The following is a 13774-nucleotide window of genomic DNA, read 5'->3' as shown; positions in this document are numbered from 1 at the left end:
TTGTGCAAGTTATACGAATAACTAATCATTACCCGAGCGGCCCGAGGAGGTGCCCATGGCTGGATCACGGCCAAAGTCAGGACCGACAATGCACGATGTCGCTGCTGCCGCCGGCGTCTCACAGGCCACCGTGTCCCTGGTCCTCAATTCGGCTTCAGGGTCGCGGTTCTCGGAAGAGACCCGCAAGAAGGTCCGGGACGCCGTGGACCAGTTGGGCTACCGCACCAACGCCCATGCCAAGACACTCCGCGATGGCGTGGCAGGCATGATCGGGTTTATCGGCGACACCGTTGCCACCACTCCTTTTGCCGGCGCCATCATCGAAGGCGCGCAGCAGCGGGCGTGGGAGGACGGGCTGCTCCTGCTGACCGTCAATACCGGCGGCGACAAAGAGCTTGAGGCAGCATCCCTGAACACAATGCTCTCCTACAAAGTTGCCGGAGTGGTCTACGCGGGCATGTACCACCGCCGCCTGGATGTTCCGGAGGCCCTAACGGGCATCCGATCGGTGGTGCTGAATTCGCAGGACCGGGCCGGGCGGGTTGCGAGTGTCGCTCCCGACGAAGTCAAAGGCGGACATGCAGCTACCCACCGCCTGCTCGAAGCCGGCCATTCGCGGATCGCGCTAATCAATATCGAGACCCTCGAGAGTGAGCTGCCCGCCGCCGTCGGACGTTACGAGGGCTACAGGAAAGCGCTCCAGGAAGCAGGCCTGGAATTGGATCCTGATCTGGTCCGCTTCGGCAAAGGCGGCGAGGAAGACGGCTACAGGTACGCGATGGAGCTGCTGACCTCAAGCAACCCGCCCACCGCGATTTTCTGTGCCAACGACCGTGGCGCCTGGGGCGCCTACCAGGCGGTGTCGGATCTGCGCCTTTCAATTCCTGAGGACGTGTCCATTGTGGGCTTCGACAATCAGGCCACATTGGCGCCGTTCCTCCGGCCGGGCCTGACCACTTTTGAATTGCCGTTCGTCGCCATGGGCCGGCGTGCGGTCGAACTGATCCTCCAGGACGCGGAACCCGAAGGCCGGGTCGAGCTCATGGACTGCCCCCTGATCGAACGGAACTCAGTGACTCATCCCAAGGAGATGCCATGAGCCGCACCATCCCGGCCCGACGCGGCGGTCCAGCTGCGGCACCGCTGCCGCAACGGAAAAATTCTCTTTCGCTCCGCCTCAAAAGAATTTCCCGTGCCTGGCAGTTATACGTATTACTAGCACCCGCCGTCATCTACATCCTGGTCTTCAAGTACTGGCCGATGTACGGCGTGCAGATAGCTTTCAAGAACTACAACCCGGTGGACGGTTTCACCGACAGCCCCTGGGTGGGCCTGACGCATTTCATCAGGTTTGTAAACTCCTACCAATTCGGCCAGGTAGTCGGAAACACCCTGTGGATCGCCATCCTCGGCCTGTTGATTGCTTTTCCCATCCCGATCATCCTGGCGCTGCTGGTCAACCAGCTGCAAAGCGAGAAGTTCAAGAAGTTCACCCAGACCGTCCTGTACTCGCCGGCCTTCATCTCCACGGTTGTGGTGGTTGGCATCATGTTTGTCCTCCTCTCCCCCAGATCCGGCCTGGTGAACAACGCCATCCAGCTTGGCGGCGGGGAGCCCATCTTCTTCATGGGTTCGGCGGAGTGGTTCCGCCCCGTCTACGTGATCTCGGATGTCTGGCAGAACGCCGGCTTTTCGATGATCGTGTACCTGGCGGCCCTGGCGGCGATCGATCCGGCACTGCATGACGCGGCGAAGGTCGACGGCGCTTCCAAGCTGCAGCGCATCCGGCACATCGACCTGCCGGGCATCATGCCGGTGGTGACGATCCTGTTCATTCTCGCCATCGGCAACCTGCTGAACGTTGGATTCGAGAAGGCGCTGCTGATGCAGACCCCGCTGAACATCTCATCCTCGGAAATCATCCAGACATACGTCTACCACGCAGGCCTGCAGCAAGCGCAGTTCAGCTACTCGGCCGCCATCGGCCTGTTCAACTCCCTCCTCAACCTGGCGTTGCTGCTCGTCTTCAACACGATCGCACGCCGGGCCAACCAAGCGACCCTGTGGTGATGCCGATATGTCCCTGACTACCAACCCCCGCACCATCGAGAATCCGACCCGGCCCGTCAGCCGCGGCCAACGAAAGCAGAGCCTACGGGTGAAGTACGGTGACCGCGCCTTCAACCTTGGCGCCACCGTTGTCCTGCTGCTGTCCATCCTGGCCGTCGTGTACCCGCTGTACTTCATCGTCATCGCCTCCATCAGCGACCCGAACGCAGTCTACGAAGGCAAGGTCTGGCTCTTCCCTTCAGGAATCACCACCGAAGGGTACGAACGGATCTTCGCCGACAGCCGGATCTGGAACGGACTGGGCAACACGCTCATCTACACCGTTCTGGGCACCTTCATCAGCGTCAGCACCATCCTCTGTGGCGCCTACGCCCTGTCCCGCAAGGACATGCCCGGCCGAAAAATCCTGATGCTGCTGTTCGTCATCACCATGTTCTTCGACGGCGGACTCATCACCAAGTACCTGGTGGTCCGCGACCTGGGCATGCTCAACACCGTCTGGGCCGTCGTACTGCCCGGAGCCGTCGGTGTCTGGAACCTGATCATCGCCAGGTCGTTCTTCGAACACACCATCCCGAACGAACTGCGCGAAGCCGCCCAGATGGACGGGGCAACAGACTTCAAGTTCTTCTTCAAAATGGTCCTCCCCCTGTCCAAGCCACTGATCATGCTCATGATCATGATTCACGTCGTGGCGCACTGGAACTCGTTCTTCGACGCCCTGATCTTCCTCAACGACGACTCCAAGTACCCGCTGCAGCTTGTACTGCGCAACATCCTTATCCAGTCCGACGTCTCATCCACCGGAACCACCGGCGGAGACATCGCCTCCTATGCCGCCGCTCAAAGGATCGCAGAGCTCACCAAGTACGCCATGATCGTCGTCTCGAGCCTGCCCCTCATGATTGCCCTGCCATTCATGCAGAAGCACTTCACCAAGGGCGCCATGATCGGCGCCGTCAAATAACCCTCTCCAAGCAGCACGCCCTGGCAACCGCCCCGGGCTATCAGCACCCCCCTCAGAATAGGAATGACCCATGGCATTCAGCCGTAAATACGCCGCCCTTGGCGCTATCCTGGCCGGAACATTGACGTTCACCGCCTGCTCCGGCGGCGGTTCCCGCACCACGGAGATCAAAGACGCCTCCGCCGACTTCGGTTTCCAGGAGACCGGCTTCCCGATCGTCAGCAAGCAACTGGACCTGAAGTTCTCCGGGACCAAGACCGCCCTGGCGCCGGACTACAACACCATGACGGTGGTGAAGGAGTGGGAAAAGACCACCAACATCCACATCAACTGGGAGAACCTCCCCGAGACGGTGTTCCAGGAGAAGAAGAACCTCATCCTCGCCAGTGGCGACCTGCCCGATGCGTTCTTCAACACCGGCCTGACCGACACGGAGATCGCAACCTACTCCGCCAGCGGCACCCTCCTCCCGCTCGAGGGCCTGATCGAGAAGAACGCCCCCAACCTCTCCAAGCTGCTCTCCGAACGGGCTGACATCAAGGCGGCCATCACCTCCTCGGACGGGCACATCTACTCCCTGCCTTCAGTCGAGGAACTCGGCCTGGTCCAGTTCCCCCACGCCCTGGCCATCAACACGTCATGGCTGAAGAAACTCAACATCCCGATGCCCAAGACCATCGATGAGTTCCATGACGCACTGCTCGCCTTCAAGAACCAGGATGCCTCCGGGACCGGCAGGACCATCCCCCTGAGCTTCATCCCCGGCTCCTGGTGCGGAGACATTGTTGACCTGCTCGCCGCCTTGGGCGGGGTGCCGGACAACATGGACCACCGCATTGTCCAGGACGACAAGATCATCTTCACTGCCACCCAGGACGGCTACAAGAAGGCTCTCCAGACGCTGCACGAGTGGTACCGGGAGGGCCTGATCGACCCCGAGTCCTTCTCGCAGGACGACAAGGCCTACCTGGCCAAGGGCAAAGCCGCCACCGAAAACCTCGGTTCCTTTGCCTGGTGGGAAATCCCCGAAATGGTCGGCGCCGACCGTGCCAGCGACTATGCCCTCGTCCCGGTCCTTGAAGGCGTGGACGGCAAGCGGATCGCCAGCCAGGCCAACAACCAGGAAATCGCCCGCGGCGCCTTCGCCATCACACGGGCAAACAAATACCCGGCTGCGACCATGCGATGGGCAGATAACCTCTACGACCCCATCCAGTCCGCCCAGGCCAACTGGGGGCCGATCGGCGAGACCCTGCAAAAGGACGCCAGCGGCCTGCTGATCCAGGTTCCTGCTCCGGCAGGCACCAGTGAAGGCGAACGCCGCCAAAAGGTTGCCCCGGGCGGCCCGAAAGCCAACACCGCTGAAAACTTCAAGACGGTCGTCGCTCCGGAACCGCGGGCAGCTGAACGCCAGAAGACCGTCAACGAGTTCTACAAACCCTTCGCGGGCAACGACGGATACCCGCCGGTGGCCCTGTCCAACGAGGAACTCCAGCAAATCAGCACCATCCAGACTGACGTCACTTCCCTGGTGAAGCAAAACACTGCCAAGTGGGTCGTCTCAGGAGGTATCGAGCAGGAATGGGACGGTTACGTCTCCCAGCTCAAGAACGTCGGAGTCGACAAAATGATCGAGGTCTACCAGCAGGCCTACGACCGCTACAAGAAGAACTCCTAGCTCCAACCAGTGGGGTGGGCCGGCTCGAGGCCGGCCCACCCCACTGCCGGGAACCCGTACACCCGGATGCTCCCCAAAACCTGAACCTGCACAGAAACGAGACACAACCTTCATGACTGCCGCCACCGCCACGACAGCCGAAACATTCCGGCCGGCCCTGCACTACGCCGCACGGAACACCTGGCTCAATGACCCCAACGGCCTGATCTTCCATGAAGGCGTCTACCACCTCTATTACCAGAACAACCCCCTGGACAATGTCTGGGGAAACATGTCCTGGGGACACGCCACCTCACCCGACCTGCTGACCTGGACCGAGCATCCCGTCGCCATCAGCTGCGACGAGAACGAGAACATCTTCTCCGGCAGCATCGTCTATGACCGCGGCAACACCAGCGGCTTCGGCACCGACGCCGTCCCCCCGCTCGTGGCCATTTACACCAGCGCGTTCAAACCCGGATCCGTCCATGAAGGCACCCAGGCCCAATCCCTGGCCTACAGCCTGGACGGCGGCTACACCTGGACCAAGCACAACGCCAACCCCGTCCTGAGCCGGGAATCGGCAGAGTTCCGCGACCCCAAAGTCCTCCGCTACGACGGCGACGCGGGCAGCTACTGGGTGATGGTCGCCGTCGAAGCCAAAGACTTCCAGGTGCTCCTCTACAAATCCGAAGACCTGAAGAACTGGGAACTGCTAAGCAGCTTCGGGCCCGCAAACGCCACCGGCGGCGTCTGGGAATGCCCCGACCTGTTCCCCTTGCCGGTGGACGGTGACCCGGAAAACGTCAAGTGGGTTCTCACCGTCAACCTCAACCCCGGCGGGCCCAACAACGGCTCCGCCGGCCAGTACTTCGTTGGGGACTTCGACGGGAAGACCTTCACCTCTGCCACAACCGTCACCCAGGGCCACCAGGACCCGGACCGGCTGGCTGATTATCAATGGCTCGACTGGGGCCGGGACTATTACGCCGCCGTCTCCTTCAGCGACGCCCCCGACAACCGCCGCCTCATGATCGCCTGGATGAACAACTGGGAATACGCCAACGTCATCCCCACGTCACCCTGGCGCAGCCCCATGTCCCTGGCACGCGAAGTGACACTCAAACCCATTGACGGCAACCTTCGCCTTGTGCAGCAACCCCTGGGCGACTGGGCAGCCCGGGCTGGCTCCTCCCCATCATTCAGTCTTTCCGGGACCACCATCTCCGACGCCACGCAGCTCCTGGATGGCGCCTCCGGTGCCGTCCAGCGCATCGAAGTCACGTTCACCCCCGGGACTGCCAACGAATTCGGCCTCATCCTCCGCGGCAACGGCATGCTCGGAACCCGTGTGGGTATCCGCCCCGCCCAAGGATCCTTGGTCGTTGACCGCCGGGAATCGGGCCAAACGGACTTCCATGAATCCTTCGCGTCCATCGACACACGCCCCCGTGGGCACAACGGACGGCTCCTACGATCTCACCATCTTCGTGGACCACTGCTCTGTCGAAGTCTTTGCCCAGGGCGGCCAAGTCACCATGACCGAGTTAATCTTTCCGGCAGAGACCAGCACCGACCTCGCCGTCTACGCGACCGGCGGCTCAGCAACCATCAACAGCCTCCACGTGACGCAGTTGGCCTAAAGCGCGGAAAGCCGGGAATGACAGACATGTATGACTACAGGAAGCCGAACCCTGCGCCCCAGGCGCTGGACGTCGTCGTTATCGGGGAAGCCCTGATTGACATCGTCGCCACACCCGATGGCAGCACCGAGCACCCAGGCGGCTCCCCCGCCAACGTGGCCTACGGCCTGGCCCGGCTGGGAATCAACACCGGTCTGCTCACCGCCATCGGCGATGACCTCCGCGGCGCGGATCTCGAGCAGCATCTTGCCGGCGCCGGAGTGAAGCTCCTGCCCGGCTCCCGCTCACTGGAGAAAACCTCGACGGCGGCAGCCACCATCACCCCGGATGGCTCGGCCAGCTACGCCTTCGACATCACGTGGGACCCAGAGCCGCTCGACGTCGGAAATACCCCGCCCAAGCTCCTTCACACCGGCTCCATCGCAAGCTCTCTGGCCCCGGGTGCCGCTATGGTCAAAGCAATCCTCCAGCAACTCCGCCATGAGTGCACCATCACTTACGACCCCAACATCAGGCCGGACCTGCTCGGCAGCCAAGCCGAGGAATGCGGCAATTTCGAAGAGCTGGTCCTCCTCGCAGACGTCGTTAAGCTCAGCGACGAAGACGCCCTGTGGCTCTACCCACACAAGGACGTGGAACAGGCCGCTGACCACATCCTGGGCCTTGGAGCGGACCTGGCCGTCATCACCAGCGGTTCGTCAGGGTCATTGCTGGCTACACCATCAAGCCGCGTCTACGTTCCGGCCGTGAAGACCGTGGTGGCGGATACTATCGGTGCCGGCGACTCCTACATGTCCGCACTGATCCTGGGACTCCTCACCGTCGGAACCGATGGCTTCACACCCGCAGCCCTGGAACAGTTGGGACGAACAGCCGCAGCAGCAGCCGCGATTACGGTGTCCAGGCCCGGCGCGAATCCCCCAACGAAAAGTGAACTTCACTCGCACGGTGTTTCGTCACCCGAGGGCCAACGAACCTAAAACCACTGCTCCCACACCGTCAGCTGCAGCCTGACCGTCCCCAAAGAAGCACCCCCGGAAGGGTCGACGACGGCACTCACCTCGCCGCCGTCGTCGCCCCTTCCAGCAAAACCAGCCCGCCGCATCAGGCGCGGACCGCCTCGGCAGCCTCGTCCGCCGTACGCACCGGCGTTTCCAGTCCGAGGTGCTCGCGGAGCGTGCTGCCGCGGTATTCGGTGGGGTACACGCCGCGTTCCTGCAGTTCCGGCACCAGGTGGTTCACGATGTCGTCCAGGCCGGTGGGGATCAGCCACGGCGAGATATTGAACCCGTCCACCGCGCCCACCCGGGCGTACTCGGCCAGATGGTCGGCGATCGACGTGTAGGAGCCCGTAAAGGTGGCATCCACGCGTGCAGTGCGCGAGGTGACGAACTGGCGGATGGACAGCCCCTTGTCCTTGGCCTCCGCCCGCCACTGGTCCGCCAGCTGCCGCGCCTTGGCACCGTGGAAACCGCTGCCGCGGGTCTCGGAGGTCTCCTCCACCACGGGATCGATCTCCGGCAGCGGCCCGTCCGGATCGTAGGACGACAGCTCGCGCCCCCAGAACTGCTCCAGGTAGGCGATGGCCTGCTGCGGGCCGATCTGCAGGCTCCGCACCCACTCCTTCTTCTCCAAGGCCTCGGCATCCGTGGGAGCCAGGATGAACTCGCTGGCCGGCATGATCTGCACGGCGTTCGCGCCGCGACCGGCGGCCAGCGACCGCTCCACCAGGTCCTTGCGGAACTCCACGGCGTCGTCCAACTTCGGGTGCGCCGAGAAGATCACGTCCGCCTGCCGGGCGGCAAAGTTGCGGCCTTCGGGCGAGTCGCCGGCCTGGAACAGCACCGGCCGGTATTGGGCGCTGCGCGGCAGCCGCGGCGTCACGTCCACCGTGTAGTGCTGGCCCTCATGGAGCACCCGCCGCGCCGGCCCAGATGGGGTCTCCCAGGAATCCCAGATCCGCTTGGCGGTCTCCACAAAGGCTTCGGCGTGCTTGTACCGGTCCGCGTGGTCCAGGTAGCCGCCGCGGCGGAAGTTCGCCCCGGTCCAGGCGTTGTCCGTGGTCACGATGTTCCACGCCGCACGGCCGCCGGAGATCAGGTCCAGCGAGGCGAGCCGGTGCGCCAGGTCCGCGGGATCGTTGTACGTGGTGTTCTGGGTGGCCACCAAGCCGATGTTCTTGGTCACGGAGGCCAGGGCCGCGAGCATGGTCTGCGCGTCCGGGCGGCCCACCACGTCCAGGGCGTGCGGGCGGCCCAAGTGCTCCCGCAGGCGCAGCCCCTCACCCAGGAAGAACGCGGCGAACAGCCCGCGCTCGGCGGTCTGGGCGATCCGGCGGAACGATTCGAAGTCCGTCTGCGAGCCGGATTCGGCCGCCTTCCAGATGGTGCCGGAGTTGACGCCCTGGAAGAAGACGCCGAACTGGATCTGCCCGCTCGGCGTGAAGACGCCGGATTTAGCACGGTTGTGCTGTGTCATGGTTTTCCCTTACTTTCCAGCGCCGGCGGGCGCAGCGGCGGATGTGTAGCGGCTTACCGGGCGTTGCAGTCCCAGCAGGTCGCGGAAGGTGCCGTCCTGGATAACCGGGCGGAGAGCCCCGCGGCCGCGCAGCTCCGGCAGGACCAGACGGCCCAGCTCCTCCAGGTCAACGGCGAGCGACGCCGGGTGGAGCCGGACGCCGTCGGCCTCCTTCAGGAGGTCGTCGAGGAAGTCGGTGAGGCCGGCTGCGGAACCTGCATAGACGGCACGGCCGGAATCAAAGCCAGCCAAACGCCCAGCCGCAGCCTGCCCGCGCGCGTCCAGGACGACGTCGAGCTCGGCGATCACCGCAATAGACGCACCCACCCGGGTCCGCGCATCGCGGATCTCGGCGGCGAGCAGTTCCGCGGCAGGCGCGGACACCAGCACGCCATCCATGGCGCCCGTAGAAACCTCCCCCAGCAGGGACGCCGGAACCAGCACCGGCAACTGGCCCTGCAGCGGCCGCGGGATGATGGACGGCCCCTTGACGGAATAACCCGGGCGCGCAAAATCAGCAGGCGTTTCAAAATCGACGTAGTGCAACTTGTCCACGTCGATGTAGCGCCCGGTGGCAACGTCGCGGATCACGGCGTCGTCTTCCCATGAATCCCACAGCCGCCGGGATACCTCGATGGACGCCGCGGCCTCCTGGCCCAGGGCGGCACCGGTCACGGAAGAGCGGCCAACGGCGGCAGCAGCCTCCGGTGATTCGGCCGCCGTCACGATCCACCCGGCCCGGCCGCCGGAGACGTAGTCCAGGCTGGCCAGCTGGGTGGAGACGTGGAACGGTTCGGTGTAGACGGTGTCCACCTCGGGGACCAGGGCAATGGTCCGGGAGACGGGCCCGGCGAACGCGGCGCGCTGCAGGGCGTTGGCGCGGCCCGGCACCGGGGCATCGGTAAAGGTGGCGGCGTGGAAGCCGGCCGACTCCGCAGCCAGCACGGCGCGGGTGATGTCCGCACCCTCCCAGCCGGCGCCGTCGAGCTCGATGGCAAGGAACCCTGCCTGGCGTGGTGAAGAGGTGCTCACTTCTGGTCCTGACGTTCGTAGGGAATCTTCTCGCCGGCCTCGATGGCCACGGGCAGCCGGTTTTCGGCCGGCGGCAGCGGGCAGGTGGCCAGGTCCGTGTAAGCGCACGGCAGGTTCACCGCCCGGTTGAAGTCCAGCAGCACCGACCCGTCCGCCGCGGGCACCGCCGAGAGCGAGCGGTTGGCCGCATAGGTGGTCTTGCCGGAGGTCTGGTCCGTGAAGAGCACCAGCAGCGACCCGGGGGCAGAGCCGGTTGAACGCGGTCAGCGCCAGCTCCCGGCCGGCCAGCTTGAAGCGGATCTCGCCCGGCGCCTCGTAGACGTGCTGGATGCCTTCGACGGCGGCACCCACCGTGGTGGGCCGCGGCGCCTTGAACGGCACGTAGGTTCCCCGGACTGCGTAGGCCGCATCCGGCGAGTAGGCGGGGGTGCCCTGGTACGCCTGCAACAGCGGGTTCTCAGGATGGCGCGGCCGCACAATGTACTCGCCGCCGCGCTTGGCCAGCTCAATCACCGTGTCGCCCGACACTAGGTTGATGCCGCCGCGCTCCTCAATGGGGCCAAGCTCAACCGCAGCTCCGGACCCACTGTTCAGCTCCTCGCCGTCCTGCTGCAGGCTTTCGCCCGCCCCCAAAACCACGCGGACGACGTCGGCCTCCACACTCCAGATGCCCGGGGCACCTTCCAGCCGGGCGGCTTCATCGCCCAGCCAGTGCAGATGGGTCACCGCCAGGAAGCCGTGCGGGTGGGCGCGGTGCCGTTCGTGCGCGGCGTGCCATTCCTGCCAGTCGGCGTCGAAGGACTCGAGGGCGGTGTCAGTGTGCACGGCGTTCATGATGCCTTTCCTGAAGATGTGGCAGAGGCGGATGCCTGCGTGGCAGCGAAGGTTTCCTGGGTGATGGTCTTGGATTCCGGCAGCGCTTCCTCGGACAGGCCCCAGCGTTCCAGGACCTTTCCGAAGGAGCCGTCCTTGATGACCGAGTTCAATGCTTCCGAGATGACCGGTGCCAGGCCGTTGCCGCGCACGGTGGTGGCAGCCACCAGCGTTTCGGACGGCCAGCCGGCGTTGACCTTGCCCACCACCTTCAGGTCGTCACGCGTGTTCTCGCGGTACACCGTGGACGGGTACGGGGCGATGTTCAGGTCCGTTCGGCCGGAGGAGAGCGCCAGGATGGTGTCGGCGTCGGACGAGTAGTACTGGAGCGTGGCCGGCGCCTTGCCCTTGGACTCGAGTTCCTTGTTCCAGGCCAGCAGGATCTTCTCCTGGTTGGTGCCGGACCCCACGGAGATCTTCAGGCCCGAGATGTCGTCCGCGCCCTTGATGTCATAGGTGGACGACTTCTTGGCTTCGAAACCCATGTACGCGGCCCGGTAGCTGGCGAAGTCGAACAGCTTCACCCGGTCCTTGTTCACGCCCACGTTGGAGAACACGGCCTCAAAGTCGCCGGACTGCGTCTTCAGCGGCCAGTTCTCCCAGGAGGTCACTTGGACGTCCAGCTCCAGCCCCAGCTTGTCCGCCACCAGCTGGGCAATATCCAGCTCAGACCCGATCGGCGTCTTGTCGTCCGTGGCATGGAAGGACAGCGGGATGGATCCGGCGGTGGTGGCCACGGTCAGCTTGCCGTCCTTGCCGATCAGCTCAGGGACCTTGGCGGCGAGCGCCGCGTCCTTCTCAGCCCGGACCCGCTGCTGGTCCGGGGAGGTGTTGTACACAACGCCATTGCGGGCCGCCGTCGTCTGCGCTCCTCCGCTGGCGTTTCCGGCGGCTGAGGCGCCGGGATCGGCGCACCCTGCCAGAGCGGCGGTGCCAAGAAGTACGACGGCGGGAAGCACAGCGAGTGCGCGGCTGCGGCGTAGGCCGCTGGTGGAGAAAGCCATGGGGCGGGTCCTTTAGATGTTGAAAGCCGGTTCGAGCACCTTGGAGAAGAAGCTCCGGGTGCGCGGTTCCTGGGGGTTGCTGAAGATTTCCTGCGGGGTGCCCTGTTCCACGATCTGGCCCTGGTCCATGAACACCACGGTGTCCGCCACATCGCGGGCAAAGCCCATTTCGTGGGTCACGATGATCAGCGTGGTGCCGGACTTGGCCAGTTCGCGGATCACGTCCAGCACCTCGTTGACCAGCTCGGGGTCCAGGGCGGAGGTGGGCTCATCGAACAGCAGGATCTTGGGGTCCAGGGCCAACGCCCGGGCGATGGCCACGCGCTGCTGCTGCCCGCCGGAGAGCTGGCGCGGGTAGGCGCCGGCGCGGTCCTTGAGCCCCACGCGGTCCAGCAGTTCCAGGCCGCGGCGGCGGGCGTCGTCTTTCGAGCGTCCCTGGGCTACCACCGGTGCTTCCGCCACGTTCTCCAGCGCGGTGAGGTGCGGGAACAGGTTGAAGTTCTGGAACACCATGCCGATTTCGGTGCGCTGCCTCAGGATTTCCTTCTCGCGCAGCTCATGCAGCCGGTCGCCCCGGACTTCGTAGCCCACCAGCTGGCCGTCAATGGCGATGTAGCCACTGTCCACCTTTTCCAGGTGGTTGATGGTGCGCAGCAGGGTGGACTTGCCGGAGCCGGAGGGACCCACAATCACGGCCACGCCGCCAGGCTCCACGGTGAGGCTGACGCCCTTGAGGACTTCGGTGGCGCCGAAGGATTTGCGGACGCCCGTGATCTCCACCAGGCCGCGGGTGGCAGTGGGGGCGGTAAGGGTCTCAGTCATCAGAAGTTCCTCCGGTTGGGCACAGCCGCGTGGGTGGCGAAGAATTTGCGGGCCTTCTGCAGGGGCGTCAGCGGCAGGTTCCGCACCGCGCCCTTCGAGTAGTGCCGCTCGATGTAGTACTGGAAGACGCTCAGCACGGACGTGATCACGATGTACCAGAGCGTGGCCACCAGCAGCAGCGGCAGGACCTGCTGCGTACGGTTGTAGATGACCTGGACGGTGTAGAACAACTCGGAGTAGGCCAGGACGTAGACGATTGACGTGCCCTTGACCAGGCCGATGATCTCGTTGAAGGCGGTGGGCAGGATGGCGCGCATGGCCTGCGGCAGGACAATGCGGGTGGAGCGGCGCCAGGCCGGAATGCCCAGTGCGGCCGCAGCCTCCAGCTGGCCCTGGTCCACGGACAGGATGCCGCCGCGGATGATCTCAGCCGAGTAGGCAGCCTGGTTAAGGGTGAGCCCCAGCACTGCTGCCGCAAACTGGCTGATCAGTGTGGTGGTCTGCACCTCGAAGAACCGGACGTCCGTGAACGGGATTCCCAGGCTGATTTTCTCGTACAGGTAGCCCAGGTTGTACCAAAGGAGCATCTGGACCAGCAGCGGGGTTGACCGGAAGATCCAGGAGAACGTCCAGGACACCGAGACCAGCAGCGGCGACGCGGAGAGCCGCATGAGGGCCAGGATGAAGCCGAGTACAAACCCGAGGATGCCGGAGATGGCGGTCAGCTTCAGGGTTTCCAGCAGGCCGTTGACCACGGACTGGGCGGTGAACCACTGGGCCACCACGCCCCACTCCCAGCGCGGGTTGGTGGCCAGGGACCAGGCCACGGCAAAGACACCGAGCGCGACGAGGGCGGTCCCCACCCAGCGCCACGGATGCCTGGCTGCCACCACGCGGTAGGACGAGTAGTCCGTGGCCACCCGCGCCGGGGCAGCGGTTCCGTCCGGCGGCGCTGACGTGGCCTGTTCCGGCTGCGGCTGGACCGGTTGCGGCTGCTTTGATTGCGCCACCCTGGTTGCTGAACTCACGGGGCCACCTCACTTCTCTTTCCTGGACTGGAGCCGGAGTGCCCGGCGTCGGGACGGCTCGCCCCGGTTGCTGGCTGCAAATCTAGGACCGGCCGGAAGGTGCCGGCAAGGCGGCAGGTTGCAATACTTCACGGGGCTTCGTACGGCGTCATGAGTCGGTT

At 64.7% G+C, this 13774-nt stretch carries 10 protein-coding genes and 2 pseudogenes; 6 read left to right on the top strand and 6 right to left on the bottom strand.

Annotated elements, in window-relative coordinates; translation table 11 throughout:
* The first annotated feature begins 88 nt into the window (after window positions 1–88).
* From QFZ57_RS06180 to QFZ57_RS06155, 6 genes and pseudogenes are all read left to right on the top strand, one after another.
* A complete protein-coding gene (locus tag QFZ57_RS06180; protein ID WP_306898805.1) occupies window positions 89–1099 on the top strand; it encodes a LacI family DNA-binding transcriptional regulator in 1011 nt (336 codons plus the stop codon).
* Window positions 1096–2070, top strand: coding sequence for an ABC transporter permease (locus QFZ57_RS06175; protein ID WP_306898803.1), 975 nt, complete (start codon window positions 1096–1098; stop codon window positions 2068–2070). The genes QFZ57_RS06180 and QFZ57_RS06175 overlap by 4 nt, the downstream gene beginning before the upstream one ends.
* 7 nt (window positions 2071–2077) lie before the next feature.
* Entirely contained in the window at window positions 2078–3037 is a 960-nt protein-coding gene (locus tag QFZ57_RS06170; RefSeq protein ID WP_306629545.1) for a carbohydrate ABC transporter permease, read from the top strand.
* Between the two features lie 70 nt (window positions 3038–3107).
* Window positions 3108–4715, top strand: coding sequence for an ABC transporter substrate-binding protein (locus QFZ57_RS06165; protein ID WP_306898799.1), 1608 nt, complete (start codon window positions 3108–3110; stop codon window positions 4713–4715).
* A gap of 112 nt (window positions 4716–4827) precedes the next feature.
* Window positions 4828–6337: pseudogene (locus QFZ57_RS06160) on the top strand (glycoside hydrolase family 32 protein).
* A 26-nt stretch (window positions 6338–6363) separates the two neighbouring features.
* Window positions 6364–7317: a carbohydrate kinase family protein gene (locus QFZ57_RS06155; RefSeq protein ID WP_306898797.1), complete on the top strand. Its 954-nt coding sequence runs from the start codon at window positions 6364–6366 to the stop codon at window positions 7315–7317.
* 124 nt (window positions 7318–7441) lie between these two features.
* Here the strand turns inward: QFZ57_RS06155 and QFZ57_RS06150 are convergent, their stop codons facing one another.
* From QFZ57_RS06150 to QFZ57_RS06125, 6 genes and pseudogenes are all read right to left on the bottom strand, one after another.
* Entirely contained in the window at window positions 7442–8815 is a 1374-nt protein-coding gene (locus tag QFZ57_RS06150) for an NtaA/DmoA family FMN-dependent monooxygenase (protein ID WP_306629539.1), read from the bottom strand.
* 9 nt (window positions 8816–8824) lie between these two features.
* The gene (locus tag QFZ57_RS06145) at window positions 8825–9886 is read right to left on the bottom strand and encodes an LLM class flavin-dependent oxidoreductase (RefSeq protein ID WP_306898796.1); all 1062 of its coding nucleotides are present in this window, start codon (window positions 9884–9886) and stop codon (window positions 8825–8827) included.
* Window positions 9883–10720, bottom strand: a pseudogene (locus QFZ57_RS06140) (DUF1684 domain-containing protein). The gene QFZ57_RS06145 and the pseudogene QFZ57_RS06140 overlap by 4 nt, the downstream one beginning before the upstream one ends.
* Window positions 10717–11763, bottom strand: a complete 1047-nt coding sequence (locus QFZ57_RS06135) for a transporter substrate-binding domain-containing protein (RefSeq protein WP_306898794.1) — start codon at window positions 11761–11763, stop codon at window positions 10717–10719. The pseudogene QFZ57_RS06140 and the gene QFZ57_RS06135 overlap by 4 nt, the downstream one beginning before the upstream one ends.
* 12 nt (window positions 11764–11775) lie before the next feature.
* Entirely contained in the window at window positions 11776–12585 is an 810-nt protein-coding gene (locus QFZ57_RS06130; RefSeq protein WP_306898792.1) for an amino acid ABC transporter ATP-binding protein, read from the bottom strand.
* Entirely contained in the window at window positions 12585–13505 is a 921-nt protein-coding gene (locus QFZ57_RS06125) for an amino acid ABC transporter permease (RefSeq protein ID WP_306901542.1), read from the bottom strand. Before QFZ57_RS06125 ends, QFZ57_RS06130 begins: the two co-directional genes overlap by 1 nt.
* Window positions 13506–13774: the final 269 nt, after the last annotated feature.

The sequence above is a fragment of the Arthrobacter sp. B1I2 genome (genome assembly GCF_030816485.1).
Lineage (GTDB): Bacteria > Actinomycetota > Actinomycetes > Actinomycetales > Micrococcaceae > Arthrobacter.
Note: the sequence above shows the minus strand (reverse complement) of the source record. Positions and strands in the feature narration are given on the sequence as shown.

Excerpts from the sequence above, each read along its gene's own strand:
- QFZ57_RS06165 (WP_306898799.1), top strand. The coding sequence starts at position 3,108 with ATGGCATTCAGCCGTAAATACGCCGCCCTTGGCGCTATCCTGGCCGGA.
- QFZ57_RS06155 (WP_306898797.1), top strand. The coding sequence starts at position 6,364 with ATGTATGACTACAGGAAGCCGAACCCTGCGCCCCAGGCGCTGGACGTC.
- QFZ57_RS06170 (WP_306629545.1), top strand. The coding sequence starts at position 2,078 with ATGTCCCTGACTACCAACCCCCGCACCATCGAGAATCCGACCCGGCCC.
- QFZ57_RS06180 (WP_306898805.1), top strand. The coding sequence starts at position 89 with ATGCACGATGTCGCTGCTGCCGCCGGCGTCTCACAGGCCACCGTGTCC.
- QFZ57_RS06135 (WP_306898794.1), bottom strand. The coding sequence starts at position 11,763 with ATGGCTTTCTCCACCAGCGGCCTACGCCGCAGCCGCGCACTCGCTGTG.
- QFZ57_RS06130 (WP_306898792.1), bottom strand. The coding sequence starts at position 12,585 with ATGACTGAGACCCTTACCGCCCCCACTGCCACCCGCGGCCTGGTGGAG.
- QFZ57_RS06150 (WP_306629539.1), bottom strand. The coding sequence starts at position 8,815 with ATGACACAGCACAACCGTGCTAAATCCGGCGTCTTCACGCCGAGCGGG.
- QFZ57_RS06175 (WP_306898803.1), top strand. The coding sequence starts at position 1,096 with ATGAGCCGCACCATCCCGGCCCGACGCGGCGGTCCAGCTGCGGCACCG.